Source organism: Arthrobacter oryzae (assembly GCF_030718995.1).
GTDB classification, from domain to species: domain Bacteria; phylum Actinomycetota; class Actinomycetes; order Actinomycetales; family Micrococcaceae; genus Arthrobacter; species Arthrobacter oryzae_C.
Genome location: NZ_CP132204.1, coordinates 96,609 through 122,202 on the forward strand (window position 1 = coordinate 96,609; position 25,594 = coordinate 122,202).

The 25,594-nt window shown below is 66.0% G+C and carries 26 protein-coding genes and 1 pseudogene; 13 read left to right on the forward strand and 14 right to left on the reverse strand.

The window, feature by feature from the left end:
* On the forward strand, nt 1-1,293 hold the full coding sequence (locus Q8Z05_RS00430; protein ID WP_305941586.1) for a DUF58 domain-containing protein: 1,293 nt from the start codon (nt 1-3) through the stop codon (nt 1,291-1,293).
* Between the two features lie 28 nt (nt 1,294-1,321).
* Nucleotides 1,322-2,035 (forward strand): DUF4166 domain-containing protein, encoded by a 714-nt coding sequence (locus tag Q8Z05_RS00435; protein ID WP_305941587.1) that lies wholly within the window; start codon nt 1,322-1,324, stop codon nt 2,033-2,035.
* Here Q8Z05_RS00435 and Q8Z05_RS00440 read toward each other — a convergent pair.
* From Q8Z05_RS00440 to Q8Z05_RS00465, 6 genes are all read right to left on the reverse strand, one after another.
* Entirely contained in the window at nt 2,032-3,057 is a 1,026-nt protein-coding gene (locus Q8Z05_RS00440) for a hypothetical protein (protein WP_305941588.1), read from the reverse strand. The two genes, Q8Z05_RS00435 and Q8Z05_RS00440, sit on opposite strands and share 4 nt — an antisense overlap.
* Nucleotides 3,058-3,060: 3 nt before the next feature.
* The gene (locus tag Q8Z05_RS00445; protein WP_305941589.1) at nt 3,061-3,504 is read right to left on the reverse strand and encodes a chorismate mutase; all 444 of its coding nucleotides are present in this window, start codon (nt 3,502-3,504) and stop codon (nt 3,061-3,063) included.
* A 106-nt stretch (nt 3,505-3,610) separates the two neighbouring features.
* The gene (locus tag Q8Z05_RS00450; protein ID WP_305941590.1) at nt 3,611-5,305 is read right to left on the reverse strand and encodes an ABC transporter ATP-binding protein; all 1,695 of its coding nucleotides are present in this window, start codon (nt 5,303-5,305) and stop codon (nt 3,611-3,613) included.
* Nucleotides 5,302-6,327 (reverse strand): ABC transporter permease, encoded by a 1,026-nt coding sequence (locus Q8Z05_RS00455; RefSeq protein ID WP_305941591.1) that lies wholly within the window; start codon nt 6,325-6,327, stop codon nt 5,302-5,304. The genes Q8Z05_RS00450 and Q8Z05_RS00455 overlap by 4 nt, the downstream gene beginning before the upstream one ends.
* Before the next feature lies 1 nt (nt 6,328).
* Nucleotides 6,329-7,420, reverse strand: coding sequence for an ABC transporter permease (locus Q8Z05_RS00460; RefSeq protein ID WP_305941592.1), 1,092 nt, complete (start codon nt 7,418-7,420; stop codon nt 6,329-6,331).
* A 129-nt stretch (nt 7,421-7,549) separates the two neighbouring features.
* Nucleotides 7,550-9,184, reverse strand: a complete 1,635-nt coding sequence (locus tag Q8Z05_RS00465; RefSeq protein ID WP_305941593.1) for an ABC transporter substrate-binding protein — start codon at nt 9,182-9,184, stop codon at nt 7,550-7,552.
* Nucleotides 9,185-9,478: 294 nt separating this feature from the next.
* Between Q8Z05_RS00465 and Q8Z05_RS00470 the strand changes: the two genes are divergently transcribed.
* Nucleotides 9,479-10,306 carry a caspase family protein gene (locus Q8Z05_RS00470; protein ID WP_305941594.1) on the forward strand — a complete coding sequence of 276 codons (828 nt, stop codon included), beginning with the start codon at nt 9,479-9,481 and terminating at the stop codon, nt 10,304-10,306.
* Nucleotides 10,307-10,343: 37 nt separating this feature from the next.
* Here the strand turns inward: Q8Z05_RS00470 and Q8Z05_RS00475 are convergent, their stop codons facing one another.
* Both Q8Z05_RS00475 and mnmA read right to left on the reverse strand, forming a co-directional pair.
* Nucleotides 10,344-11,984 carry a hypothetical protein gene (locus tag Q8Z05_RS00475; protein ID WP_305941595.1) on the reverse strand — a complete coding sequence of 547 codons (1,641 nt, stop codon included), beginning with the start codon at nt 11,982-11,984 and terminating at the stop codon, nt 10,344-10,346.
* A 132-nt stretch (nt 11,985-12,116) separates the two neighbouring features.
* Nucleotides 12,117-13,238, reverse strand: a complete 1,122-nt coding sequence (gene mnmA / locus Q8Z05_RS00480) for a tRNA 2-thiouridine(34) synthase MnmA (protein ID WP_305943441.1) — start codon at nt 13,236-13,238, stop codon at nt 12,117-12,119.
* A gap of 254 nt (nt 13,239-13,492) precedes the next feature.
* Between mnmA and Q8Z05_RS00485 the strand changes: the two genes are divergently transcribed.
* Entirely contained in the window at nt 13,493-14,743 is a 1,251-nt protein-coding gene (locus Q8Z05_RS00485) for an NAD(P)/FAD-dependent oxidoreductase (RefSeq protein WP_305941596.1), read from the forward strand.
* Here Q8Z05_RS00485 and Q8Z05_RS00490 read toward each other — a convergent pair.
* Complete coding sequence (locus Q8Z05_RS00490; protein ID WP_305941597.1) at nt 14,722-15,951, reverse strand: cysteine desulfurase family protein; 1,230 nt, start codon at nt 15,949-15,951, stop codon at nt 14,722-14,724. The genes Q8Z05_RS00485 and Q8Z05_RS00490 overlap by 22 nt on opposite strands.
* Nucleotides 15,952-16,008: 57 nt before the next feature.
* Between Q8Z05_RS00490 and Q8Z05_RS00495 the strand changes: the two genes are divergently transcribed.
* Complete coding sequence (locus Q8Z05_RS00495; protein ID WP_305941598.1) at nt 16,009-16,887, forward strand: DMT family transporter; 879 nt, start codon at nt 16,009-16,011, stop codon at nt 16,885-16,887.
* Here the strand turns inward: Q8Z05_RS00495 and Q8Z05_RS00500 are convergent.
* Nucleotides 16,874-17,536 carry a helix-turn-helix transcriptional regulator gene (locus Q8Z05_RS00500; RefSeq protein ID WP_305941599.1) on the reverse strand — a complete coding sequence of 221 codons (663 nt, stop codon included), beginning with the start codon at nt 17,534-17,536 and terminating at the stop codon, nt 16,874-16,876. The genes Q8Z05_RS00495 and Q8Z05_RS00500 overlap by 14 nt on opposite strands.
* Nucleotides 17,537-17,624: 88 nt before the next feature.
* Between Q8Z05_RS00500 and Q8Z05_RS00505 the strand changes: the two genes are divergently transcribed.
* Nucleotides 17,625-18,044: a hypothetical protein gene (locus Q8Z05_RS00505; protein ID WP_305941600.1), complete on the forward strand. Its 420-nt coding sequence runs from the start codon at nt 17,625-17,627 to the stop codon at nt 18,042-18,044.
* 4 nt (nt 18,045-18,048) lie between these two features.
* On the opposite strand, the gene Q8Z05_RS00510 is transcribed toward Q8Z05_RS00505, so the two are convergent.
* A complete protein-coding gene (locus tag Q8Z05_RS00510; RefSeq protein ID WP_305941601.1) occupies nt 18,049-18,702 on the reverse strand; it encodes a hypothetical protein in 654 nt (217 codons plus the stop codon).
* Nucleotides 18,703-18,869: 167 nt separating this feature from the next.
* Entirely contained in the window at nt 18,870-19,778 is a 909-nt protein-coding gene (locus tag Q8Z05_RS00515; protein WP_305941602.1) for a diacylglycerol/lipid kinase family protein, read from the reverse strand.
* Nucleotides 19,779-19,902: 124 nt separating this feature from the next.
* Here Q8Z05_RS00515 and Q8Z05_RS00520 point away from each other — a divergent pair, with 124 nt between their 5' ends.
* The 7 genes and pseudogenes from Q8Z05_RS00520 to Q8Z05_RS00550 all read left to right on the forward strand — a co-directional run bounded on the left by Q8Z05_RS00520 (nt 19,903) and on the right by Q8Z05_RS00550 (nt 23,833).
* Nucleotides 19,903-20,850 carry a J domain-containing protein gene (locus Q8Z05_RS00520; protein WP_305941603.1) on the forward strand — a complete coding sequence of 316 codons (948 nt, stop codon included), beginning with the start codon at nt 19,903-19,905 and terminating at the stop codon, nt 20,848-20,850.
* A 25-nt stretch (nt 20,851-20,875) separates the two neighbouring features.
* Complete coding sequence (locus Q8Z05_RS00525; protein ID WP_305941604.1) at nt 20,876-21,343, forward strand: tRNA (cytidine(34)-2'-O)-methyltransferase; 468 nt, start codon at nt 20,876-20,878, stop codon at nt 21,341-21,343.
* A 216-nt stretch (nt 21,344-21,559) separates the two neighbouring features.
* Nucleotides 21,560-22,165, forward strand: coding sequence for an ECF RNA polymerase sigma factor SigK (gene sigK, locus Q8Z05_RS00530; protein ID WP_305941605.1), 606 nt, complete (start codon nt 21,560-21,562; stop codon nt 22,163-22,165).
* Nucleotide 22,166: 1 nt separating this feature from the next.
* Nucleotides 22,167-23,027: an anti-sigma factor gene (locus Q8Z05_RS00535; protein WP_305941606.1), complete on the forward strand. Its 861-nt coding sequence runs from the start codon at nt 22,167-22,169 to the stop codon at nt 23,025-23,027.
* Nucleotides 23,028-23,071: 44 nt separating this feature from the next.
* Nucleotides 23,072-23,242: pseudogene (locus Q8Z05_RS00540) on the forward strand (MerR family DNA-binding transcriptional regulator); the annotation flags it as partial.
* 155 nt (nt 23,243-23,397) lie between these two features.
* Nucleotides 23,398-23,586 (forward strand): TipAS antibiotic-recognition domain-containing protein, encoded by a 189-nt coding sequence (locus Q8Z05_RS00545; protein ID WP_305943663.1) that lies wholly within the window; start codon nt 23,398-23,400, stop codon nt 23,584-23,586.
* A complete protein-coding gene (locus Q8Z05_RS00550; protein WP_305941607.1) occupies nt 23,564-23,833 on the forward strand; it encodes a TipAS antibiotic-recognition domain-containing protein in 270 nt (89 codons plus the stop codon). The genes Q8Z05_RS00545 and Q8Z05_RS00550 overlap by 23 nt, the downstream gene beginning before the upstream one ends.
* A gap of 18 nt (nt 23,834-23,851) precedes the next feature.
* On the opposite strand, the gene Q8Z05_RS00555 is transcribed toward Q8Z05_RS00550, so the two are convergent.
* Nucleotides 23,852-24,628: a PIG-L deacetylase family protein gene (locus Q8Z05_RS00555; protein WP_305941608.1), complete on the reverse strand. Its 777-nt coding sequence runs from the start codon at nt 24,626-24,628 to the stop codon at nt 23,852-23,854.
* A gap of 4 nt (nt 24,629-24,632) precedes the next feature.
* Nucleotides 24,633-25,586, reverse strand: a complete 954-nt coding sequence (locus tag Q8Z05_RS00560; protein WP_305941609.1) for an electron transfer flavoprotein subunit alpha/FixB family protein — start codon at nt 25,584-25,586, stop codon at nt 24,633-24,635.
* Nucleotides 25,587-25,594: the final 8 nt, after the last annotated feature.

Below are 25,594 nucleotides of genomic sequence, written 5' to 3' on the forward strand. Positions count from 1 at the left end.
ATGGCCATTTCCGGACGGTTCGTACTTCTGGCGCTTGCGGGGCTGGCGCCTGTAATGCTGTACCCCGGCTGGGGCACGGTGTTGCTGGTCTGCGCGGTGCTGTCCGCTTTGCTGCTACTGGATCTCGCCCTGGCGGCCTCGCTCCGGAAGATCACGTTGGACCGCGCGCTCCCCGGCAATGTCACGCTGACAAGCAGCTGCGAATCCGTCCTGACCATCGGGAACACCGGTTCGCGCCCTCTCCGGGCCTTGGTGCGGGACGCCTGGCAGCCGTCCGCCGGTGCGCAGAATCCACGCCAGCGCATCAACGTGCCGGCCGGTGAACGGCGGCGCATGAAGGTGACGCTGCACCCTTCCCGGCGCGGCGACCTCAAGGCACCGCACGTGACCCTGCGCGCCTTGGGCCCGCTGCAGCTCGGCGCGCGGCAGCGGACGCTTCCCTGTCCCGGCGCCGTGCGGGTGCTCCCGCCGTTCCACTCCCGCCGCCATCTTCCGTCCAAGCTGCGCAGGCTGCGCGAGCTCGATGGAAAGGCGGCGGTCCAGATCAGGGGTGCCGGCACCGAGTTCGATTCCCTCCGCGACTACGTCCGCGGGGATGACGTGCGTTCCATTGACTGGCGCGCCAGCGCACGGCGGTCCCCCGTCGTCGTCCGCACCTGGCGTCCCGAACGGGACCGGCGCGTGGTGATCATGCTGGACACCTCACGGACTGCCGCTGCCAGGATCGACGACGAACCCCGCCTCGACACCGGGATCGAGGCCGCGCTCCTGCTGGCGGTCCTCGCGGAACGCGGCGGTGACCGCGTGGATTTTTTCGCCTTCGACCGGCGCACCCGGGGACGGGCCGGATCCGCGTCAAAAGGCAACCTGCTCGGTCAGCTCGTGCAGGCCATGGCGCCGCTGGAACCGGAGCTCATTGAGCTGGACTGGAGCCAGGTTCCGGGCCAGATCCGGAAGATTTCCGCGCACCGCTCGCTGGTGGTGCTGCTGACCCCGCTGGACAGCGGCGCGCCGGAAGAGGGACTGCTGCCGATGGCAGCGCAATTGGCGCAGCAGCACGTTGTGGTGGTTGCCTCAGTGCGGGACCCGATGCTCGGTACGATGCAGATGGAACGCGCGACGGCGGCGGAGGTGTTCCGCGCGTCAGCCGCCGAACGCGCACTGCTGGAACGAGAGGCAGTGGCCATCCAGCTGCGCCAGATGGGCGTTGAAGTGGTGGACGCCGAGCCCCATCAGCTGCCGCCGGCACTGGCCGACGCGTATATCCGTCTGAAAGCGGCGGGAAAATTATGACCGATGTGTCGAAAACCGGGAGGCTACCGTGAACACGCCCATCTATGAACGTGCCCTGGGCGGCGACTTTGCCCGCCTGCAGCCCGAACTCCAGGAGTACTTTTCGCTCGCTCCCGGTTCAGGCCAATACGGCGTTGGCGAGGGGGTGTTCGACGTCGTAGGGTGCCGGCAGCAGTGGCTGCGTCCGCTGTTGCGGCTTACCACCGGGGAGGAGGCATTCTTCCCGGAATACGGTGAGGGCGTTCCGTTCCGGATCGAAAACCACGCGCACCTCGATCCGTTCGGACGATCGAGCCTCACCGCCAGGCGCGAAATCCACTTTCCCGGCCGCACACGGCTGTTCCATGACACCACCAGCTTTGACGAGTCCCGCAGCACCCCGGGGCTGGTGGACTACGTCGGCCGCTACCGGCGCCTGGTCACGGACCTCAACCTCAGCGTGACCGCCGAAGGCAGGCTGCGCGGCGTCTCCGAAGCGTCCCGGCTGTTCCTGGGTCCCCTGCGTATCCCCCTGCCGGCGGCCGTGGATGCCAAGGCTTACGCGGAGCAGTGGTGGGAACCGTCCGCCGGAACGCAGGGCAAGCACCGGATCCAGGTCAAGGTGATCCAGCCCCAGCTGGGACTCGTGCTGGTTTATGCCGGGAGCTTCGACTACAGGCTCCGCTCCTACCCCGGCGGCGCAACGGGGCCGGGCCATCTCCCCGGCTACGCCCGGCCGGACAGGTGGGAGAGCCGCCTCTAGCCGAGCGCCAGCTGGTTGAGCCCGTCCGCCACCTGGGTGAGACGGGTCAGCACGGCAGTCGCAGACGACGGCGTATGCCCGGCCAGCCCCTCGGACGGCGTCACCCGGATCGAGCCGAGCGAGGAAGCCGGAAGACCCAGCTGGCGCCAGGGCCGCCACACGTTCTCCACGGCGTCCTGGACGCGCGGCAGGGCGGTGCCGGGGCTGCCAGCCTGCACAACACCGGCCCACAGGCTCTTTCCAGCCTCTACCGCACCGGCGAGCTGTTCCCATTGGCGGGAGGTGAGCGCCTTGAGCGGGACGGCAATCCCGTCGGCTCCTGAGGAGAGGATGCGCTCGAACGGCGCCTCGATCTCGGCCACCGCGATGACCGTTTCCGCGGCACCGGCGTCCCTGATCGCGTCGATGACCAGGCGCCACGCCTCCGTCACTTCCTGGCCGGGAACGGCGCGCAGGGTCCGGTAGCCGCTGGACGTGGGGATGGTGCCGGCGAGGACAGCAGCAATATCGGGTTCATCGATTTGGACCACCAGCCGGGCCCCCGGAACGGCAGTGCCGACCCGGGCCAGGAAGTCCCCGACGCCGGCTGCCAGCGATTCGGCGATATCCCGCCGGGCGCCGTAGTCCAGCAAGGCCCGCTCACCGCTGTGCAGGTGCAGCCCTGTGGCCAGGCTGAGCGGTCCGCGCAGCTGAACCTTGAAATCCCGTGCAGGACTTTCTTCCGTACCGGCGACGTCGGCAAGGACGTTGATGTCCGTGGACAGTGCCGACTTGGCCCGCATGACGTCCTTGCCGGGACGATCAACGATCCGCCATCCGTGGGGCTGAACATCGACGGGCAGGTCCACCAGGAGGGACGCCGTCCTGCCGAGGGCATCGGACCCGACGCCGCGTTCCGGCAGCTCCACCAGGAAGGGCAGGTGGGGGCTGCCTAGTTCGCCGCGCACTATCCGGGTTGCTTCCACCGGGTCCTCACCGGGCCACGGCCCGAGGGCGGTGGCAGTTACCTGCGATTCCGGCATGGCCTAGGCGTCGACGGCGGTGGACGGTGCGGGCGTGGAACGCAGCGGCTGGCCGGCAGTCGTTCCGTTGCTCTCCGCGGCCTGGTGGTCCTCGGCAATGGCTTCGTGGTGCCGGATCACTTCGCCGATGATGAAATTCAGGAACTTCTCCGCAAACGCCGGATCCAGGTGGGCTTCCTCGGCGAGGCGGCGCAGCCGGGCGATCTGGGCGGTCTCCCGGCCCGGGTCCCCTGCGGGCAGCCGGTGCGCGGCCTTCAGGAAACCGACCTTCTGCGTGGCCTTGAACCGTTCGGCCAGCAGGAAGACCAGAGTGGCGTCGATGTTGTCGATGCTGGACCGGATGGACAGCAGTTCCGCCATGACCGATGGGTCCACCTGTCCGGCCAATGAGCTGGCTGAGGGGTCGTAGGATTCGGCGTCCGGAAAATCTTGGTTCTGCTCGGTCATGGTTCCAGTCTATGGGCACCCCGCCGATTCCCTGTGGCGTGTTAAGCGGCCGACGAAAATGCCCGCTGCCCGGAGGGGCAACGGGCATCTTCGCGACCGGAAGGGGCTAGCCGGCGAGCAGCGAACGGTTCAATTCCCGGCGCTTGGCCTGTTCCTCCGGGTCAGGGACGGGCAGCGACGCGATCAGCCGGCGCGTGTAGTCGTGCTGGGGTGCGCCCATCACCTGGGTGCCAAGCCCCTGTTCCACGAGCTTGCCCTTGTAGAGCACCCCGACCCAATGGGACAGGATGTCCACGACGGCGAGGTCGTGGCTGATGAACAGCGCGGCGAACCCGAACTCCTCCTGGATGTCCTTGAACAGCTCCAGCACCACGGCCTGGACCGAAACATCCAGCGCCGAGGTCGGTTCGTCGGCGATCAGCAGCTTCGGGTTCAGGATCAAGGCCCGGGCCAATGACGCACGCTGGCGCTGTCCGCCGGACAGTTCGTGCGGGAACCGGTCAGCGTACGACGCCGGCAGCTGCACCGATTCGAGGAGCTCACCGACGCGCTTCCGCGCCTGGGCGGGCGTGGGATTGCTGTGGATGATGAGCGGTTCGGCAACGCAGTCGCCGATGGTCAGCTGCGGGTTGAAGGACGCTGCGGGATCCTGGAACACGAACCCGATGTCCTTGCGGAGGGGCTTGAACGTCCGCTCCTTGAGGTTCAGCATCTCGTAGTCCAGCACCTTCAGGCTGCCGCCGGTGGTGCGGTTGAGGCCGGCGATGGCGCGTCCGATGGTGGTCTTGCCGGACCCCGATTCACCGACGAGGCCGAACACCTCGCCTTCTGACAGCGTGAAGCTCACGCCGTCCACTGCCTTGAAGCCGGGGCTGCCGAGCCTTCCGGGGTATTCGATGGTCAGTCCCTTGGCTTCCACCAGGACCTTTCGGTCCTGATGGGCCCGCGCCGTCATTCCCTGGGACGCGGAATTCCTGCCCAGGTGTGGGACGGCGGCCAGGAGTTTCCGCGTGTAGTCCTGCTTCGGCTCGGCGAACAGGACCTTGGCCGTTGCCTCCTCGACGACGTCGCCCTGGTACATCACCACTACCCGGTCGGCCAGATCCGCCACCACGCCCATGTTGTGCGTGATCAGCACGATTGAGGTGCCGTACTTGTCCCTCAGGTCCCTCAGGAGCTGGAGGATCTCCGCCTGGACCGTGACATCCAGGGCTGTTGTGGGTTCATCGGCAACGATCAGGCCTGGGTTGAGTGCCAGCGCGGCGGCAATGACGACACGCTGCTTCTGGCCCCCGGAAAACTGGTGGGGATAGTAATCCACCCGTTTTTCGGCGTCCGGGATCCCCACTTTCCGGAGGGCTTCGACGGCACGCGACTTGGCTTCCTTGGCGGACACCCGGCCGCCTTTGCCCTCGGCGTGGGCCCGGATGCCTTCAGCGATCTGCCACCCGACGGTAAAGACGGGGTTCAGCGCGGTGGACGGCTCCTGGAAAACCATGGCGACGTCCCTGCCGCGGATCTGCCGGAGCTTGGCGGGGCTGACGCTGATCACGTTGTTGCCGTTAATCAGGACCGCTCCGGAGCTGATGGCCGTTTCCGGAAGCAGTCCCAGGATGGTCTTGGCGGTCACGGTCTTGCCCGAACCGGATTCGCCGACAATTGCCACGACTTCGCCCGGATTGACCTCAAGGCTGACGTCCTTGACGGCGTATACGTCACCGGCATCGGTGGCGAACGTGACCTTAAGGTGGTCGATGTCCAGGACCGGCCCGGTGCGGCGCTTGTCGATGTTGATGGTCATGAACTGCTCACTTCTGCTCGGAGCGCCGCCTGCGCGCCTGCGGTGGAATCCGGACCGCCCTTGCCGGACGCTGCCTTCTTGCGTCCGCGCAGCCGCGGGTCGTTGAGGTCGTTGATGCTCTCGCCGACGAGCGTGAGTCCCAGGACGGTCAGCACAATCGCCAGGCCCGGGAACACGCCGGTCCACCAGATGCCCGAGGTGGTGTCTGCCAGGGCCTTGTTGAGGTCAAAGCCCCACTCTGCCGCCGACGTCGGCTCAATGCCGAAGCCCAGGAAGCCCAGGCCGGCAAGGGTAAGGATTGCCTCGGAGGCGTTGAGCGTGAAGATCAGCGGCAGGGTGCGGGTGGCGTTCTTGAAGATGTGCCGGCTCATGATCCGGACATTCGACGCTCCTACCACCTTCGCGGATTCCACGAAAGGCTCGGCCTTGAGACGGATGGTTTCGGCCCTGATCACCCGGAAGTACTGCGGGATGAACACCACGGTGATGGAAATTGCCGCCGCCACGATGCCGCCCCACAGGCTGGACCTGCCGCCGCTGATGACGATGGCCATCACAATGGCCACCAGGAGGGACGGGAAAGCGTAGACGGCGTCGGCGATCACCACGAGGATCCGGTCCAGCCAGCCGCCGATGTAGCCGCTGACCAGGCCCAGGACAACGCCGATGAAGATGGACATCACCACGGCAACAACAATCACCATGACGGCGGTCTGCGCACCCCAGACAACCCGGGAGAAGACGTCATAGCCGCCCACGGTGGTGCCCCAGAGATGCTTTCCGCCCGGCGCCTGCTGGGCAGGGAACCCGCCGTCGGCGTCGGAAATCTGCGAGAAGCCGTAGGGGGCGATGAGCGGCGCGAAAATTGCGGTGAGCAGGAAGACGGCAGTCAGGACGAGACCGGTGACGAGCATTCCGCGCTGTAATCCGACGCTCTTGTTGAAATGTGAGACCACGGGCAGGCGGCCGAACCACGAGGCCCGCGGGTCCTTGTAGGCAGTAGTCAGGGAATCGGTGCTCATGTCAGTACCTCACGCGGGGGTCGATCAGCGCGGCGACGATGTCCACGATGAAGTTGGTCACGGCCACGATCACTGCGAGGAGGACCACGATGCCCTGGACAGCCACGAAGTCACGGGCCGTCAGGTAGGTGGCCAGCTGGAAGCCCAGGCCTTTCCATTCAAAGGTTGTCTCGGTCAGCACCGCGCCGCCGAGCAGGACGGCGATCTGCAGGCCCATCACGGTGATGATGGGAATGAGCGCCGGCTTGTAGGCATGCTTGGTCACCAGGCGGAATTCGCTGACTCCGCGGGAACGGCCGGCTTCCACGTAGTCCTTGCCGAGCGTGCCGATGACGTTGGTGCGGACCAGCCGCAGGAAGATGCCCGCCGTCAGCAGTCCGAGCGCGAGGGCCGGCAGCACCGCATGGGCCGTGACGTCGGCCAGTGCAGCCATATTGCCGCTTCGGAGGGCGTCCAGCCAGTAAATCCCGGTGGGTGCCTGCAGAGCCGTGAGCTCCAGTTCACTGGATGTTTTGGCCCGCCCGGCTACGGGGAGCCATCCCAGCCACACCGCGAAGGTCAGCTTGAACAGCAGTCCGGAGAAGAAGACCGGCGTGGCGTAGCAAAGGATCGCAAAGATGCGCAGCACGGCGTCGGGCGCCTTGTCGCGGCGGTGCGCGGCAATCATGCCGAGCGGGATGCCCACCAGAAGGGCAACCAGCAGCGCATTGATGGTCAGTTCCAGAGTGGCCGAACCGTAGGTGGTCAGCATCTCCGTCACCTGCCGGTTGTCTGACAGCGTGGTGCCGAAATTGCCGGTCATCAGTTGCCCGAGATACTCGAAGTACTGCACGAGGATCGGCCGGTCATAGCCGGCCGCAGTGATCCGCTCCGCCAGTTGTTCGGGCGGGAGCCGCCCGCCCAGCGCGGCAGTTATGGGATCACCGGTGATGCGCATCAGGAAGAACACCATCGTGACCAGGATCAGGATGGTTGGAAAAATCAGGAGGAACCTGATCAGGATGTATTGGCCCAGTCCCCCGCCGGACGACTTCTTCTTTGACGGCAATAGCCCGTCGGCGTCGGTTGGCGGCGCCTCAATCAGTGTTGTCATTGGTACCTAAATGTGTGTTTCCGGCGGCCTCGTGAGCCCCGGAATCTGTTTGCCCCGACCCAGCACGAAAGGCGGGACGCCGTGGCGCCCCGCCTCCTCGGCTAGTCAGGACCGGATGGGGAACTGGACCTACTTGGAAATTACGCCAAGACGGGTCTTGAAGGATGCATCGAGGGTCTTTTCGACACCCTTGACATCCTTGCCGGCGACCATGAGCTGGGCACCCTGCAGCAGCGGCAGCGTGGAGAGATCCTTGGCGACCGCCGTCTGGGCGTCACCCAGGACCTTCTCGCGCTCTGCCTTGTCAACCGTGGTGAGCTGCTTGGTGATCAGGTCCGTCACAGCCGCGTTCTCGTAGTGGTTCTTGAGGAAGTTGCCCGGAACAAAGAACGGCGTCAGGTAGTTGTCCGCATCCGAGTAGTCCGGGAACCAGCCCAGCTGGTACACGGGGTAGACGTCCTTGGTTCGGTCCTTTGAATACGTGACCCATTCGGTGGACTGCAGGTCCACCTTGAACAGGCCGGACTTCTCCAGCTGCTCCTTGATCATGGCGTACTCGTCGCCCGAGGACTTGCCGTAGTGGTCCGGGTTGTACTGCAGCTTGATGTTGACCGGAGCCGTGACGCCTGCATCGGTGAAGGCCTTCTTGGCCTTGTCCAGGCTGGGCTTGCCGCTGCCGTCGCCATACATTTCCTTCAGGGGCTGGATCGCCCCGGCGAAGCCGTCAGGGACCACGGAGTACGCCGGCAGGTAGGTGCCCTTGTAAACCTGGGTTGCGATGGCGTCCCGGTCCACGATGTTTGCCATGGCCTGGCGAACGGCGAGTGCCTTGGCGGGATCCGCGTCGGCGGCCTTGGCACCAAACGGCATGGTGTCAAAGTTGAACACGATGTAGCGCAGCTCGCCGCCGGGGCCCTTGTGGACCGTGACCTTGGAGTCCTTCTCAAGGTCGGCGGCGTCCGTTGCCGTGAGGCTGCGGCCGGCGACGTCGATGTTCCCCTGCTGGACGTCCAGCTTGAGGTTGTTCGAGTCGGCGTAGTACTTGATGCTCGCGCCGTCGTTGGCGGGCTTGCCCAGCAGGCCCTTGTAGTCCGGGTTGGCCTTCAGGCTGACGAGCTCGTTCTTCTTGTAGCTCTCGATGGTGTAAGGGCCGGCGAAAGGCTTGCCCTTGACGATGTCGTCGTCGCTCATCAGCTTGTCCGCCGGGAAGACCTCTTCATCGATGATCGGTCCGGCGTTGGCGGCCAGAACACCGGGGAAGACCTGGTCGTTGCCGGCTTTGAGCGTGAAGACGACCGTGGAGTCGTCTTTGGCTGTGACCGAGTCCAGGTTTCCGAGGAGGGAGGCCGGACCGTTGTCGTCCGCGATGCTGACAACGCGGTCGATGGAGAACTTCACGTCCGACGACGTGAGGGCGTGACCGTTGGCAAATTTGAGGTCCGACTTGAGCTTCACGGTGTATTCCGTGGGGCTGGTGAATTCGGCGGATTCCGCGATGTCGGGAGAAGCATCAGCCGTGCCGGGCTTGGCATTGAGCAGGAAGGGGTAGATCTGGTTCATCACCATAAAGGAACCGGCGTCGTACGAGCCCGCAGGATCGAGGGTGACGACCTTGTCGGTGGTGCCGTAGGTGATGGTTCCGCCTCCGGCGCCGCCGGTGGAAGTTCCGCCGCCGCCGGACGGGCCCGTGCAGGCTGTCAGTGCAAACGCGGAAACACCCGCGAGCGCGATAGCGCTGTGCAGGGCCTTTTTGTTCATTGCCATCTGTGGACTTTCTGTTCGATGAGTACACGCGCGCCGCCGCGCAACTGGATGAGCTGGACTCGGTGGGCGGGACGGTGTCCTGATCACCCGATTCAACCAGACCGAAGCGCGCTGAATCGTTACAACCTGTGAGTTGAGACACAAAATTTACCTGAATGGGGGAAAACTATCGTTTTCTTCCGCCGACCGGGCGGATCGGGGCCCGGCGGAATGATTGCCCGTGCTGTGGTCATTGCCATTGAAGAGCCTCACTCCCGGGAATAGAGTTGCCCTACCTGGCCGAAGGAACACATCATGAGCAAAGCCGCCCTCTGTGTGGGGATCAACGAATTTGAACATCTGCCGAAGTCCAGCTGGCTGCAGGGTTGCGTCAATGACGCCCGCGATCTCGCCGGACTGCTGCAGTCCGGGTATGGCTTCGCCGAGGCGGACATCTCCCTGTTGCTCGATTCGCAGGCCACGAAGAACCAGGTCATGGCGGAGCTTGATTCTCTCCTGGACCGCGCCGCCGCCGGCGAACTCCAGCACATCGTCTTTACGTTCTCCAGCCACGGAACGCAGATTCCGGACAGCAGCGATGACGAGGCGGACCGGCTGGACGAGGCCTTCGCCTGCTACGACATCAACAACACGGGCGACTCGTGGGATCCTGCCACGGTGATTTCGGACGACGAATTATTCGCCCTCTTTGCGCGGCTTCCGGACGGTGTCCTCATGGACGTTGTCTTGGATACCTGCCACAGCGGTACCGGCCTGAAATCGCTGGACCTGCTGCCCGGGCGAAGGCCCCGGTTCCTGCCGGCGCCCACAGCGCGGGGCGTTGCCGACACCGAGTTCAGGGACACCAGGGCCCTGCGGGACCTGGTCAAAGCCGGCCGGGGTGTCAAACCGGTCCTCCTGGCCGCCTGCCGGGCCGACCAGACCGCCGCCGACGCCTTCCTGGAGGGCCGCTACAACGGGGCCTTCACGTACAACTTCATCCGAGCCGTCAGGGGCGACGGCGCGCTGGGCCGGGCGGAGATCCTGAAGCTGGTCAGCAAGGGCCTGCGGGCAGGCGGCTTTGACCAGGTGGCACAGCTGGAGGGCTCGACGGCGGCGCGGAAGGCTCCCTGGGGAAGCTGACACAGGGGGCGCTGACACAGGGGGCGCTGACGGAGGCTCACTCCCGGCGTTCGTCCTCCGGGTGGAACGTTGCCGCCGGCATTCTGATCCCGGCTTCCCGTTTTATGGTCTCGAGTTTCTCCTGCTGCCATTCCGCGTCCATGACCGGCTTGAGTGCGGCGAAACACAGCCGGCCGCCTTCGTCAAACCGCAGCAGGCCACCGCCACGGACTGTGTAGTAGTCAGTGTCGACGCGCAGGCCGAGCTTGTTCCTCGCTTCTGATCTGGACAGGGTGACTGACTGTACGTAGGAGGCTCCGATCTCGGAGACGACGAACCCGTCAGGGCCCACACGCGTACTGGGGCGCACCCGGTTCACAACAATGCTCGTGTTCTGGTCGATGCCGGACGCCTCGATCAGCCGTGGATTCTCCCAAATGAACCGGTTGACCTCTTCAGGGTCGGCGGCCAAGGCTGACAACCGGACCGGATAGCGCAGGTCGCGGAGGTGCTTGAGCCCGTCCAGGAGTTCATCGGGTTCCGTGGACAGGTCTATGTCCCAAAAAGCGTCGCGGACGGCCTGCCTGTATCCCATCATGTCCGTCGGCACCAGCACCGCGTCAGCTGCGAGAATTCCACGCAGCAGGTCTTCCCAGCCCGGGTCCACCGGCGGCATGTAGGCAAGCCCCCGCAGCACCATCCCCAGCATCTGGTGCCCGAGGTGCGCCCCGGCTTCGGCCACCTGGTACCGGCTGGACCGGCCGCCAGGCCTTTCCAGCCGCTGCAACCAGAGTTTGACGACGGCGTCCAGCACCGCCTTCACGGCAATCTCGCCCCGCCGGTGGGGTTCGGGATCCAGCCGCCACTCGAAGGGAACATCCATGGCCAGCGGCCGTCGGGCGGCGCCGCGGGAGAACAGTCCGTCTGCCAGCCCGAACAGCCCGGACGCCAGGACTTCCTGTTCCATGTTCCGGGCGGCCACTACTCCCCGCTTGCCGTCCGCGCCCGGAACAGCCACTGACAACTGTTGCTCCACCCGCTCAGGCGACGAAAAAACGCTCAGCATGGCCACAAGGTCCGCGATGCATTCGTGCAGGGCATAGCCGTCGAGCAAAGCATCGCTGTCCGTCCACAGCCGCCGGTAGCCGTCCAGGACTGCATGCGTCACCTCGTGTGCCACGAGGTCGTGATAAAGCGCCAGAGGCACGGAACGCTGGGAACGGCCATCGGTTTTGTGGCCAAAGCGGATGAGTCCGCGCTCGCGGTCGTAGCCGGTTGAGGTGTAAGGGATCTTGTCATACACACTGATGACCAGCCGATGGCCCGAGGCCCAGCCCATCCGGCGTCCGAGGGTGACTTCAAAGGCCTGGAGCGTGGCCGTCGCCACCGCATAGACGTGCTGCGCCAGGAAGCGGCTGTCGGCCAGCAACTCATCGAGCCCGGATGGCGCGGCCTGGTCGTCAATGCACCATTCGTTGCGGTCTACGGCCAAGGAAATAGGCCGGGGACCGTCAGCCCCGGGAGCCCGCACCCGCAGCGCCAGCCGCGCCCCCACCGGGCCGTTGGCGAGTCTCTCCACGGGAACCCGGATACTGGTGGTCAGCGGCTTGCCCGACTTGCGGGTAAAGGGGCCCTCGGCAAGCGCCGTAAGCGCGACCATTTCGAGGCCATGCCCGATGCCGAGCGCTGGTGAGACCATAACGGGCCCGCTTTCCTCAACTGTGCAGCCTCCCGGGTGAGGGGGCCTGCATCAAGTCTGGTTCCCAGGCCTCAATTATTGCGGTCGCAGGCGTCATTGACTACGGCTGGCCGCAGCGACTTGCATCCCGGGCTAGAGTGCTGCGCGCTGCAGCGAGCGCGCTGCGTCGATGGTCGCCTGCCCCAGGACCCGGCTTCCCTGGTACAGCACCACTGTCTGTCCGGGAGCCACTCCGCGCAGCGGAGTAGTCAGCGTCACCACAAGGTTCGTCCGCTCCGCGCCGTCGTCGTCCGTCAAAAGTTCCGTATGGGCGGTCGCGGGAACGGGATCGCCATGGGCGCGGACCTGAGCGTGGCAGTCAAACTCCTCGCCGGTGGCAATTTCCGCGATGGGCACGCCGGCCCAGGAGACCTTGATGCCGCGGATCTCATCGATGGCCAGCAGCGCCTCAGGGCCCACCACCACCTTGTTTTCCTTGGGCCGGATCTCCAGGACGAACCGCGGCTTGCCATCGGCGGCGGGAGTGCCCAGCTTGAGGCCGCGGCGCTGGCCCACCGTGAACGCGTTGGCGCCGGGGTGCTCGCCCACCTTGGACCCGGTTTCGTCCACGATGTCGCCGGTGGTCATGTCAATCTTTTCCGCGAGCCACCCGGCGGTATCGCCGTCCGGAATGAAGCAGATGTCGTGGCTGTCCGGCTTGTTGGCCACGGAGAGCCCGCGGCGTTCAGCCTCCGCGCGCACTTCAGCCTTCGAGGGAGTGTCCGCCAGCGGGAACATGGAGTGCTTGAGCTGTTCGTGGGTGAGCACGCCGAGCACATAGCTCTGGTCCTTGGCCCAGTCGGCCGCCCGGTGGAGTTCCGGGTTTCCTTCTGCGTCCGTGATCACCTTGGCGTAGTGGCCGGTGCAGACGGCATCGAACCCCAGCGCGATGGCCTTTTCCAGCAGCGCCGCAAACTTGATGCGTTCGTTGCAGCGCATGCAGGGGTTCGGAGTGCGTCCGGCGGCGTACTCGTCGATGAAGTCCTGGACTACGTCTTCCTTGAACCGCTCGGAGAAGTCCCACACGTAGTACGGGATGCCCAGCACGTCACAGGCACGCCAGGCGTCGCGGGAGTCCTCGATGGTGCAGCACCCGCGGCTGCCGGTACGGAGCGTTCCGGGCATCCTCGACAACGCCAGGTGGACACCGACGACGTCGTGTCCCGCCTCGACGGCGCGGGCGGCGGCTACGGCGGAATCGACTCCGCCGCTCATGGCTGCAAGAACTCGCATGCTGGCTTTCTTTAGGGGGAAGGTTTGGTGGTGCGGCCGCAGCCCGTCCTGGCCCGGCGCGTGGCACGCCGGCTGGACACACTGCATGCCCGTCTATTCTACCGCGCCGGCAAAGAGTGCCCGGAAATCACCCCTGCGCCCCTTGACTGCCCGCTGGATGCCTTCTATCGTCAAGATTATTGTTTTTAGAATGGACGCGGCCTCATCGCCAGGCCCTTCAGGAATCGAGCGGCACCATGCCCGTGGAACGCAACATCGAAGACATCGTCATCGCTGGCGCCGGCCTGGCCGGGGCCACTGCGGCCCGGACGCTGCGCAGCGAAGGCTTTTCCGGCCGGATCACCCTCATCGGTTCTGAGCTGCACCACCCGTACCTTCGCCCGCCGCTGTCGAAGGACTACCTGCTGGGCACAGCGGGCGAAGACGCCGTGCCGGTGGCGCCTGAGGCGTGGTACACCGAGAACGACGTCGACCTCCGCCTCGGTACGCACGTCGCCGCCATCGACCCCGGCGCGCGCACGGTACATCTCAGCAGCGGCGGTTCGCTGGAGTACGGCGCGCTCCTGCTGGCTACGGGTGCCGTCCCCCGACGCATGCAACTGCCAGGGAGCGGGCTGGACGGTGTCAGCACGTTCCGGACCCTGGACGACAGCCGCCGCCTCCGGGAGCAGATCTCGACGGGCGGAAAGAACCTGGTGATGATCGGCTCCGGCTGGATCGGGATGGAACTCGCGGCTGCGGCCACCACTTATGGCAACCATGTGACCCTGCTCGGGCTTGAGGACATTCCGCTGGCGGCCGCGGTCGGACCGGAACTGGGCGCATTTTTCCGCTCAGTCCACGAAGCCAACGGGGTCAGGTTCCGGCTGGGCACCACGGCGTCCGAACTTCGGGGCGACGCCGGCCGCGTCACCGCGGTGGTCACCGGTTCGGGCGATGTGCTGCCGGCCGACATCGTGGTGATCGCCGTGGGCGTGCTGCCGGAGACTGCGCTGGCGGAAGCCGCAGGCCTGGCCCTGGACAACGGCATTCTGGCGGACGCCTCCCTGCGGACGAGCGTCCGGGGCATCTTCGCCGCCGGAGACGTGGCCAACGCCCTGCACCCGTTCACCGGGCAGCACCACCGCAGCGAGCATTGGTCCAATGCACTCAACGGAGGAAAAATCGCCGCCAAATCGATCCTCGGCCAGGATGCGCAGCTGGACACGATTCCGTATTTCTACACGGACCAGTACGACGTCAGCATGGAGTATTCGGGTTTCCCCTCGCTGGCGGCGGGCGCGGAACCGGTCATCAGGGGCTCGCTGGCCAGCAGGGAATTCATTGCGTTCTGGCAGCACGAAGGCCGGGTGGTGGCAGGCATGAACGTCAACGTTCCCCGCACCCAGAAAGCCATCAAGGCCCTGGTCTCCAGCCGCGCTCCGGTCAACGCCGCCCGCCTGGCCGATCCCGCCGTCGCGCTGGATCAGCTCCTGGCAGAGGACTGACGCGCCACCGTGGCAGCGGTCTGGATGGACGATTCATGTCCGGCCATCCCTGCCTGGCGAGCACGTTGGTAGGCGCCCGGCAGCGCTGCCAGCAGGGCGTCGACATCCGCGTCGGTGGAAGCATGCCCCAGGGAAAAGCGCTGCGCGCCCCGCGCGGTCTCCTCGTCGAGCCCCATGGCCAGCAGCACGTGCGAAGGCCGCGGCACGCCGGCGGTGCAGGCCGAGCCGGTGGACGATTCGACGCCGGCGAGGTCCAGCAGGAACAGCAGCGAGTCACCTTCGCAGCCAGGGAACGTGAAGTGCGCATTGCCGGGCAGGCGCCCGTCCCCCGGCGCGCCACGCAGGACAGCTTCGGGGACGGCGTCCAGTACGCCGGCGATCAGCCGGTCCCGCAGCCCACTGATGCGCGCCGCTTCCCCGGGGAGGTCCCTGGCCACGGCTTCCGCCGCGGCGGCGAAGGCGGCAATCGATGCCGTGTCCAGCGTCCCTGAACGGACGTCGCGCTCCTGGCCCCCGCCATGCTGCACAGGCGTCAGCTTGACCGAGCGGCCGAGCAGCAGGGCGCCGACGCCCACCGGCCCGCCGATCTTGTGTCCGGAGATGGACATGGCGTCCAGTCCGCTGGCCCGGAAGTCGACGGGCACGGACCCGAAGGCCTGGACCGCGTCGGAATGAACAGGAACGCCCGCGGCGTGGGCCGCTTCAACCACAGCCTGCACCGGCTGAATAGTGCCGACCTCGTTATTGGCCCACATCACCGAGACGAGGGCGATGGACTCCGGATTCCGGGAGAGTTCCGACTTCAGCACGTCGAGGTCCACCACACCCTCGGAATCCACGGGGAGCCACGAAACCTCCGCCTGCTCGTGACGTTCCAGCCATTCAACGGTGTCCAGGACGGCATGGTGTTCGACGGCGGAGCAGAGGATCCGCGTGCGTCCCGGATCTTCGGCGCGGCGGGACCAGTACAGGCCCTTGACAGCCAGGTTGTCAGCCTCCGTGCCGCCCGAGGTGAAGATGACCTCCGACGGATGGGCCCCGGCTGCGGCGGCAATGGCCTCCCGGGCATCCTCCACCGCGCGGCGGGCGCGGCGCCCGGAGCCGTGCAGCGACGACGGGTTTCCGGTCCTGGCGAGCTCGCGCGTGAGTGCCGCCAGGGCCTCGGCGGCGATGGGCGTGGTGGCAGCATGATCGAGGTAGACGGACACAAGCCAATTCTAGCCGCGGACACCCGGCACGCTCCGGCGCCCGTGTAGATTCGAGCGGTGAAAGCCTCGATTTACCTGGTGCTGGCGACCCTGTTCTGGTCCGGGAACCTTGCGGTGGGGCAGGCAGCCGTCAACACCCTGACGCCGTTGGAACTCACCTTCTGGAGGTGGGCACTGGCGGCACTTCCGCTGATGGCACTGGCCCACTTCCTGGAACGCCCCGACTGGCGCGCCGTCCTGGGCCGCTGGCGGGTACTGCTGCTCCTGAGCGTTCTGGGCATGGCCTGCTACACCCTGCTGCTCTACACAGCCCTCCAGCACACCTCGGCACTTAACGCCTCACTGATTACGGCCGCCAACCCCGCCCTCATCGTGGTGATGGCCATTTTCATCCTCGGAGAAAAGCCCGGCATCTCCGGCTGGCTGGGCATAGTCCTGGGCCTCGCGGGAGTCCTCCTGGTCCTGACCCGTGGCGAACTGCACCGGGTGTTCAGCATTACCTTCAATGTCGGCGAGCTCCTGATGCTCGGGGCCATCGCCGTGTGGGGCTTCTACACCATCATTTCGCGCCGGCTGGGGCTGCCTGCCATTGCGTCCACGGCCGTTCAGGTGGTGATGGCCACCGTCCTGCTGGCTCCAGCTGCCATCGCCGCGGGAGTCCAGTTCCCCGCGACTGCCGCCGAAGGGTGGTCGATCGCCTACATTGCCGCGTTCCCGTCGCTGGGGGCCTACCTGTGCTGGAACCTCGCACTCAAGACAACTCCACCGGCAACCGCCGGCAATTACCTGAACCTGATCGTGGTCTTCACGGCGGCCATCACCGTGATGATGGGTATTCCGGTCACCCTGCCCCAGGCCATCGGGGGCCTGCTTGTCATAGCGGGCGTCCTGCTGGCCGGACGGCCGAACAGATCGCCGGAGTTCAGGACGGCGTAATCCTGGCGCAGCACTGGCCGGGTGCGTCGTTGCCCACGATGCGGCTTTCCGCAACACCACAGCCGGCCGCAGCGCCGCTCAGGAAAGCTCCGTTCATGGCGCAGACTGTGTCCGCATGTCCGTCCGCGAGCCGGTGGAACGGGCAGTTGCCCAGGGCAAAGCCTCCGTCGCCGTCAGGAACCGGCAGGTAACCCTCCGCCGCGAGGAACTCCTCGAGGCCTGGGCTGCCCTCGACCATCGCCAGGCCCTTTGCATGAGAAGTTGCCAGCAGCGCATCCCGCACCGGCTCTCCCACTGCGGTGGAATGTTCGATGGCGGCCACCATCAATTCACCGGCCAGATCGTAATTGCGGTCAGGCACGGAGGCTCCCACTTCCGGCTGGGCCGCCCGGTACGTTTTTGCGGGCCGGCCGGAACCGGGCCCGGCCTTGCCGCCCAGTTTGCGGAACTCCGCGGTGAGCACCCCGTCCTGCAGCATTCTGTCGAGGTGGAACGACGCAGTGCTTCGCGGGATTCCGAGCGCTGCGGCCGCCTCGTCCCGCCCCACCGGGCGCGGGGATGACGTGACGAACCCGAAGAGCTTTCGGCGGTTTTCATCGCCGAGCGATGCCACGGCCGCAAGCCGGCGGTCCCACGGAAGTCTGCGCATGGAACACCCTAACTCTAAAAACAAGATTCATTGCTTAATTGGGTCTGATTTTCTAAAATTAGGATACCTACTTTTAGAAGGAGTCGTCATGAAATCGTCCTCGGTCTTGAGCTCCCCGGGCCGCACGCTGGCCTCCGAACCGGGCAGGCAGGCTTTCGTGTTGCTGCGCACGGTTTTCACGGTCGCCCCGATCCTGTTCGGCTTGGACAAGTTCACCAATCTGCTCGCCGACTGGACCGTGTATTTGGCCCCTGTGGCCACGGCGGTGATTCCACTCCCGGCCCAGACCATCATGTACGGCGTGGGCGTCGTGGAGATTCTCGCCGGCATCGCGGTTGCAGTCCGGCCGCGCTTTGGATCGATGCTGGTGGCCGTGTGGCTTCTGGGAATCATCGTCAACCTGCTGCTCCTGGGCAGCTTTTTCGACGTCGCGCTTCGCGACTTTGGCCTGCTCGTGGGCGCGCTGGCCCTCAACCGGCTGTCACCCCGGATTCACCGCGGGCAATAGCAGCTCAGTTTCCTGGCGGAACAACAAGCAGGCGTTCCGCAACGTCCGTCCGGGCCGCTGCGAGCGCGGCCGCGTCCGGGCACGCGAGGGAAACGTAGACGGAGGAACCCGCCTTGCCAAAGAGGCGTGCCAGCACTGCAGTGGACTTCCCGCCCGGCGCTGCTCCGCTCTCGTAGACCAGAACCTCTGTCCGGGGTCCCGGCTTGTCCGGCTCGCCGCCCCAGCGCAAGGTGTCGGTTTTCAGGTAGCCGGGGAGGATGGCGGGGTCCAGGTATTTGAACAACTCAACGGTGGAGGCCTTGTCATCGCCAGTAACGGCCAGTGTCCCCTGGTTCATGCTGACCCGGGCGGAGGCCACGCATCCGTCGGCTTTGAGGTAACGGTTCTCCCCCGCCACGTTCTCCTTGATTGGCTTCCAGCCCGGGGCCTCGCGGAGGCCGTCGGACAGGCCGACGGCGACTCCCGGGGCCAGGGAGTCTCCGGCCGTAAAGGGAAGGTCCCGGGCTGCCACCGCTGCCGCGTCGTGACCGGGCGTAATGGTGGGAGTCGCGAGCGCGGACGTGGTCTGGATGTCGCGCGGGGCGGCGGGGTCGGGGACGCCCACGCTGCAGCCGGCCCCGCCGGCAAGCACCACGGCCAAGGTCAGTGGCCGGGCCATCCGCCGGACGGCCCCCGACACGGGTCGGGACCCCGATACGAATCCTGCACCGCCCGCAACGGGTCCCCTGCCTGTCGACTGCACATTGCCCCCAAAAATACCTTCTGCCGGCGGCACTGCTCCGGCCGGTCCTCCGCAAGAGTTTAGACGCTTCGGCGGTCGCGCCGTCAGGGCACCGCCAGAACCCTGATCGCGCCAGGCACCACCTCCACAATCAGCGGCAGCGGGCCTATCCTCTCGCCGTCGGCATAGGCAACAACGCTCACGGCAGAGAGCTCAACCCGGCGCACCTGCCTGATGTGCACTGCCTGGTGCCCGGTATGGCGGCCGGAAAAAACCTTCGGGAAGACGGCGAGGAACCGCGCGCGGGTGAGGGGCCCGACGATGAACAGATCCAGGAATCCGTCGTCGAGCAGGGCGTCGGGGGTGACCTTCATGCCACCCCCAATGGACTGGCCGTTCGCCACGGAGATGAGCATGGCCCCCTGATGCCAGGTCTCGCCGTCGGCCGTCACGGTGTAGTCGATGGGCTTGAAAGTGGCCAGTTCACGGAGCATGGCCAGGTTGTACCTGCTCTTTCCGCGGGGCCAGCGCCAGGCGTTGGCCCGTTCATTGACGGCGGCATCAAAACCGGCGGAAACTACTCCGGCAAACCAGCGGGTGGTGCCGTTACCCGTGACCCGTCCCGCGTCAATGAGGCGCCCGCCGGTCTTCAATGCCTCTTGGATCCGTTCACAGGCGGCAACCGCATCGTTCAACGGAAGCCCGAGCGCACGGGCCATGTCGTTCCCCGTGCCGCTGGGAACGATCCCCAGCGGCACCGCTCCGTAGGGGGCACCTGGTCCGGCGAGCGCATTGATGCCCAGGTGGACCATGCCGTCACCGCCCACCACAACCAAAGCATCGCAGCCTGCGGCCAGCGCCTCACGCACTGCGGTTTCAAGCCGGTCATAGCTGGCCTTCCTCAGCACCACGACACGCGCCCCGGCGGCGCGGAAAAAGGCCACCACCGTGTCGCCCATGTGCCGGGTACCGCCGAACGAAGCCCGGGGGTTGATGGCAACAGCGATGATCATGCGCTGAATTATGCCAGTGGCAGGGAACCAGAGCCGCAGGCGCGGACGTTGAGCCTGTACACGGTTAAACTGGGCGGACCGGACTGCCTGAGTGGACTGGAACCGACAAGATAAGGATCAGTGCTTGACCCAGGGCAGCAGCTCCCATTACCAGGTCCTTCGCCTTCCCGTCACGGCGACAGACAAAGAAATCAAAGTGGCTTACCGCAAGGCCGCGAGGCGGGCGCATCCCGACCACGGCGGGGACGCCGCCGTCTTCCGGCAGGTGACCCTGGCCTACGAGACACTGATAGATCCGAAGCGTCGGGCTGCCTACGACCGCTCCTACGCCCACGGCGCCACAGGCACGGCAACGGCGGAAGGCGCCCACTTCGACGCACCCGCCGCAGGCAGCCGCGCGTCCGCAACCGTCCATCGGCCCAACACCCCGCGCAACACCGCAGGGGACCCGCCGGTTTATGTGCCGCCATTCGAGCCCCCGGAGTCCGGCGCCGTCCCGCTGATTCCGGAAGTGCTCGCCGCCAGGCAGGTCCACGGCATGCCGCGGAAGCGGGGCATCTTCGGAGCCGAAGCCCGGATCCAGCGGGAGATGCGGACCGTCCAGCTGATCACCAGGCAGATCCTGCCCGCCATTCCCGCGGCCAGGTTGATCAACGGGCTGCAGTCCCCCGCAGACAACAGCCACATCGACCACGCGGTATTGTCCGGCTACCGGCTGGCGCTCATCGGCTCCATGCTTTTGCCGAAGGGCGCCTACGCCTGGAACGGCAGCACCCTGACGCACGGCGGCCGTGCCATTGCACCGCCGCAGCTGGCTCATATAGTCCGGCGCATGCAGGACATCTTTCCGGAGCTCAACGTGACCGGCTGGACCGTCATTCACAGTCCCGACGGCAACCTGCATGAACCTGTCATTGACCACCACCGGCGTTCACAGCGCGGCCATGAAACCGTCCAGGTGGTCAACGGGGCGGGGCTGGTCCGCGGCCTCAAGGAGTTCCTGAGCTCCGGCCCCGCCCCGAATACTGTCAACGTCCCCGCGCTGGCCAGGCTGCTGCGAGGAATGCACTAGGTTCCGGGGTGGCTAGGATGGAACGGTGTTCCGCATCCTCTTCCACACCCCTGAAATCCCCGGCAATACGGGCAACGCCATCCGGCTGGCTGCCATCACCGGCGCCGAACTGCACCTGGTGGAGCCGCTGGGCTTTGATTTTTCCGACGCCAAGCTTCGCCGTGCCGGGCTGGACTACCACGACCTCGCCGTCGTGACGGTGCATAAAACCATTGAGGCCGCCTGGGAAGCGTTGCAGCCCGAGCACGTTTACGCGTTCACGTCCGACGGCGAGGCCTCCTATACGGACATCAGTTACGTCCCCGGCGATGTCCTCCTTTTCGGTCCGGAGTCCGTGGGCCTTCCGGAAGCGCTCAAGCACGACCCGCATGTGACATCCCGGGTACGGCTGCCGATGCTGCCGTCCCTGCGGTCCCTGAACCTTGCGAATGCGGCGTCTATTGCCGTCTTTGAAGCCTGGCGCCAGAACGGCTTCGCCGGCGCAATGCTCTAGGGGGCACCCATCCCTCCGGACATCCGCTCCGAATCACCTGTGAAGGCCAACCCGGGCCAATGACAGGATCGCGAGGAGCGGCAGGTGACTACATTGCAGGCCCGCAGGTCCCCGGTCCGGAAAAGTGATGCCCACGGGGACATTCCGGGCGCTTCTGCTGCCGCGGGACGCGCTGCTGCTAAAAGTACGGCCCGAGTCGACTTATGCTTGGGAGTGATGGAAACTCCCAACGCCCCGAACCCGGAGGCCACTGCTTCTCCTGGCACTTCAGCCGACGTAAACCGGCGGCTCGGTGACCTGCTGGCGCGCATCGCCAACGGAGACCAGGGGGCCTTCGCGGAGTTCTACGAACTGACGTCCCGGCGCGTCTTCGGCATGGCCCGCCGCGTCCTGATCGATCCCGAACTCAGCGAGGACACCACGCAGGAAGTCTTCCTCCAGGTCTGGCAGAACGCTGCAAAGTTCAACGCCGAGGCCGGCAGTCCCCTGGCGTGGCTGATGACCATTTCCCATCGCCGGGCAGTGGACAAGGTCCGGTCCTCCCAGTCGTCCACCGACAGGGAGGCCAAGTACGGGGCCAGCAGCCAGGAAATCGACCACGACTCCGTCTCGGACGAGGTGGGGAGCAGGCTGGAAGCCGAGGCTGTCGTCAGATGCCTGGACACCCTTACCGAGACGCAGCAGCAATCCGTCCGGCTGGCGTACTACGGCGGCCTGACGTACCGCGAAGTCGCCGAGAAGCTGAACGCCGCCGTGCCCACTATCAAGTCCCGCATCCGCGACGGACTGATCCGCTTGAAGACCTGTCTGGGGGTGAGTTGAGATGACCGACATGAACCAGCCGAACAGCAGCAGTTCCTTCGGGACGTTTGCCCACGATATCGCTGCGGACCTGGCCGCCGGCCGAGCCGTGGAGCTGGCGGAAGTGTACGCCCTCGACGCCGTGAGCCCAGCCGAGCGGACTGCCATAGAAGATTACATCCTGTCCGCGCCCCAGCCGGAACGCGATGCTTTCGATGAGCGCGTCCGGCAGGCACGCGAAACGCTCGCCGTTATCTTTACCGCGGAGGAGGAACCGCCCGCCGGGCTCTTCGACCGCATTGTGGCCCAGCTCCCGGCGCAGCCTGGCACGCTGCCCCTTGCCGCTCCCCCGGTCCACGGACATGCCTCGGAGCCGGGCGGAGCTGCCGGCACCGACGACCTGGCCGCAGCCCGCCTGCGCCGTGAAGAACGACGCCGGGCCCCCGGGTTCCGCAACTGGCTGGTGGGCGTGGCCGCCGCAGCTGTCATCGCCCTGGGCGGAGTTGGAGTGGGTGCTTATGTGGCCAACCAGAACGATCCGCTTAATCAGGTGATGCAGGCGCAGGATGTCAGGCAGGCGACTGTCGACGTCAGCGGCGGAGGTACGGCTACCGTCTCCATTTCGTCGTCCAAGGACGCAGTCGTCGTCAAGATGAACGGCGTCCCGGCTCCCCCTGCCGGCAAGGTGTACCAGATGTGGCTTATTCCCAAGGACGGCTCTGCTCCGGTGTCGCAGGGACTCATGGATGCCGAGGCGCTGTCCAAACCGGCAGTGGTGAAGGGAATTCATTCGGCGGCATCGCTGGGTATCACCGTTGAGCCGGTGGGCGGTTCCGCTTCGCCCACTCTGCCAACGGTTGCGGCCGCCCCTCTCGGAGCCTAGCCGCCCGTTGACTTTGACGTTGCGTCAACTTCTACGATGAAGGCATGAAGCAGGAGCCGCCCCGCAGCTGGTCCATTGCCGAAGTGTCCCGGGAGAGCAATGTCTCCTCCCGGACCCTTCGGCACTACCACCAGAAGGGCCTCCTCGCTCCTGCCTACACGGGGCACAACGGCTACCGGTACTACGGCCAGGCGGAACTGCTCAAACTCCAGCGGATCCTGCTGCTGCGGGAACTGGGCCTCGGGCTCGAGGCCATCGCCGAGGTACTGCCGGGCAAACCAGCCAGCTGGAGGCCCTCGGCGAGCACCGCAGGTGGCTGCTGGCTGAACGTGACCGCCTCGACCGGATGGCCGCCACCGTGGACGCCACCATGTCAGCGCTCACAAAAGGAGACACCATGTCCGCCGAGGACATCTTCAAGGATTTCGATAACAACCTGTATGAGCAGGAGGCCCGGCAACGGTGGGGCAACCAGGCAGTTGACGAGAGCAAGGAACGCCACGCGGCCATGACGGACGCCGCCAAAAAGGGCGTTCATGCAGGAAGCCCAGGACATTAACCAGGAGCTGGCCCGCTGCCTCGACGCCGGCCTCAGGGCTGATGCGCCGGAGGTACAGGACGCCGTCGACCGCCATTACAAGTGGGTATGTGCCAGCTGGACTCCGGACGCAGGCAGCTACGTCGGCCTCGGCCGGATGTACGTGGAGGACGCGCGCTTCACAGCCTTCTACGACAAGAACCGCGCGGGCCTGGCCCGCTTCCTGTTCGAAGGGATCCAGGCTTACGCGGCATATCGGCTCACGTGAACGGGGGCAGCGCGGCCCCTAGAAACCGGCAATCGTCGTTGGACCGTTCACCGCAACCACGTGGAAGGCCTCGGCACTGTGCCCCTGGGGCAACCCGGCCCGTTCGCCCGTGGTGAGCATAAGGCTGCGGACTGTCCGGTCCATGGCTTCAAGGTCCGGATGCTGGCTGACATGCACGTGGATGGCCTCGAGTTTGGTGTCCACATGGCCGGTGACATCCACAAAGTGGTTTTCCCGTTCCTCGGGCCCGGCAAACAACCACAGCCACGGGAGCTTGTACGCTGCCAGGCCCGCCTCGGCCAGGTCCGGGTAGGCGAAAGGGTTCTCCAGCGCCGGATATACCGCCCGGGTCACGGCTTCCCCCACGGCCAGGTGGTCCGGGTGGCTCTTCTGCAGACGCTTCCAGTTGCGTTCCGGATGCATGGAAAGAACGACGTCGGGGCGGAGCTCCCGGATCAGCTTCACCACTCCCCGCATCACCTCGTGGGTGGGTTCCAGATAGCCGTCACGCTCGTGCAGGTAGTGGATGTCCGTGACGCCCACCATCGCAGCGGCCCGGCGCTGCTCTTCCGCCCTCATGGCCACAATCTCCGCGCGCTGCGCGGGATCGAAACCGCCGGCATCGCCGTCGGTCATTATGCAGTAGCTGACCTGGACCCCTGCCTCGGTCCAGGCGGCGATGGTGCCGGCGGCTCCGAAGTCGATGTCGTCCGGATGGGCGGTAAAACAAAGGACCCGCTCAACCCGGTGATGGTCCGGGTTGAACGGGCTTTGCGCCGTAGCGTTGCTGCTCAATTCATCAGCCCTTGCGCTTTTTGATCTCTTCGGTCGCCTGCGGGAGGACCTCGAAGAGGTCCCCGATGATCCCGAAATCGGCGATTTCGAAGACCGGCGATTCGGCATCCTTGTTGACGGCAACGATGACCTTGGCGGTCTGCATGCCGGCCTTCTGCTGGATGGCTCCGGAAATGCCGGCGGAAATGTACAGCTGCGGGGAAACCGTCTTGCCTGTTTGCCCGACCTGCGCATCGTGGCCGATCCAGCCGGCGTCCGTCGCTGCACGTGACGCACCGACAGCGGCACCGAGGGCGTCTGCGAGTTCCTCGACCGGGCCGAAGTCGCCGTCGACGCCGCGGCCGCCGGCCACCACGATCCTGGCCTCGGTGAGGTCCGGACGGCCGCTGGCAGGCTTATCCGTGCGGCCAGTGATGCGGGCCGCGCCGGCCGTGGCCGATGCCGGAACGTCAACAGTGACGATTTCCGGGTTCACTGCAGCCGCTGCGGGTTCCGGGGTGACGCTGTTCGGCTTGACCGTCAGCACGGACACCGCCGTGGTGGCCCTGGCCGTGGTGGTGTAGGACCCTGCCAGCACGGATTTGTGGGCGGTGCCGTCTGCTTCCACGCCGACGACGTCCGTGATCACGCCCGCGCCGAGCTTGATGCCCAGGCGGGCTGCGATCTCCTTGCCGTCGAACGAGTTCTCCAGGAGCACGGTGGTGGCACCCGAAGCCGCAACGGCCTCGGCAAGGAAAGCCGCCTTGGGACCGACCAGGTACGCGTCCAGGTCGTCGGACGAGGCCCGGAAGATGGCCGTGGCTCCGTTGGCGCCGAGGGCGCCGGCGGCGTCGTCGGTCAAGGGGCCGTTGACGGCCGCGACCGTTTCGCCCAGCGAGCGGGCGATCGTCAGCAGCTCCAGGCTGCTCTTCTTGAGCGCAGCGCCGGGGTTGTCAATGAATACAAGTACTTTTGCCATGTCGGGGA

Excerpts from the sequence above, each read along its gene's own strand:
- Q8Z05_RS00430 (WP_305941586.1), top strand. The coding sequence starts at position 1 with ATGGCCATTTCCGGACGGTTCGTACTTCTGGCGCTTGCGGGGCTGGCG.
- Q8Z05_RS00440 (WP_305941588.1), bottom strand. The coding sequence starts at position 3,057 with ATGCCGGAATCGCAGGTAACTGCCACCGCCCTCGGGCCGTGGCCCGGT.
- Q8Z05_RS00445 (WP_305941589.1), bottom strand. The coding sequence starts at position 3,504 with ATGACCGAGCAGAACCAAGATTTTCCGGACGCCGAATCCTACGACCCC.
- Q8Z05_RS00450 (WP_305941590.1), bottom strand. The coding sequence starts at position 5,305 with ATGACCATCAACATCGACAAGCGCCGCACCGGGCCGGTCCTGGACATC.
- Q8Z05_RS00455 (WP_305941591.1), bottom strand. The coding sequence starts at position 6,327 with ATGAGCACCGATTCCCTGACTACTGCCTACAAGGACCCGCGGGCCTCG.
- Q8Z05_RS00460 (WP_305941592.1), bottom strand. The coding sequence starts at position 7,420 with ATGACAACACTGATTGAGGCGCCGCCAACCGACGCCGACGGGCTATTG.
- Q8Z05_RS00465 (WP_305941593.1), bottom strand. The coding sequence starts at position 9,184 with ATGGCAATGAACAAAAAGGCCCTGCACAGCGCTATCGCGCTCGCGGGT.
- Q8Z05_RS00470 (WP_305941594.1), top strand. The coding sequence starts at position 9,479 with ATGAGCAAAGCCGCCCTCTGTGTGGGGATCAACGAATTTGAACATCTG.
- Q8Z05_RS00475 (WP_305941595.1), bottom strand. The coding sequence starts at position 11,984 with ATGGTCTCACCAGCGCTCGGCATCGGGCATGGCCTCGAAATGGTCGCG.
- mnmA (WP_305943441.1), bottom strand. The coding sequence starts at position 13,238 with ATGAGCGGCGGAGTCGATTCCGCCGTAGCCGCCGCCCGCGCCGTCGAG.
- Q8Z05_RS00485 (WP_305941596.1), top strand. The coding sequence starts at position 13,493 with ATGCCCGTGGAACGCAACATCGAAGACATCGTCATCGCTGGCGCCGGC.
- Q8Z05_RS00500 (WP_305941599.1), bottom strand. The coding sequence starts at position 17,536 with ATGCGCAGACTTCCGTGGGACCGCCGGCTTGCGGCCGTGGCATCGCTC.
- Q8Z05_RS00505 (WP_305941600.1), top strand. The coding sequence starts at position 17,625 with ATGAAATCGTCCTCGGTCTTGAGCTCCCCGGGCCGCACGCTGGCCTCC.
- Q8Z05_RS00510 (WP_305941601.1), bottom strand. The coding sequence starts at position 18,702 with ATGGCCCGGCCACTGACCTTGGCCGTGGTGCTTGCCGGCGGGGCCGGC.
- Q8Z05_RS00515 (WP_305941602.1), bottom strand. The coding sequence starts at position 19,778 with ATGATCATCGCTGTTGCCATCAACCCCCGGGCTTCGTTCGGCGGTACC.
- sigK (WP_305941605.1), top strand. The coding sequence starts at position 21,560 with ATGGAAACTCCCAACGCCCCGAACCCGGAGGCCACTGCTTCTCCTGGC.
- Q8Z05_RS00535 (WP_305941606.1), top strand. The coding sequence starts at position 22,167 with ATGACCGACATGAACCAGCCGAACAGCAGCAGTTCCTTCGGGACGTTT.
- Q8Z05_RS00545 (WP_305943663.1), top strand. The coding sequence starts at position 23,398 with ATGTCAGCGCTCACAAAAGGAGACACCATGTCCGCCGAGGACATCTTC.
- Q8Z05_RS00550 (WP_305941607.1), top strand. The coding sequence starts at position 23,564 with ATGCAGGAAGCCCAGGACATTAACCAGGAGCTGGCCCGCTGCCTCGAC.
- Q8Z05_RS00560 (WP_305941609.1), bottom strand. The coding sequence starts at position 25,586 with ATGGCAAAAGTACTTGTATTCATTGACAACCCCGGCGCTGCGCTCAAG.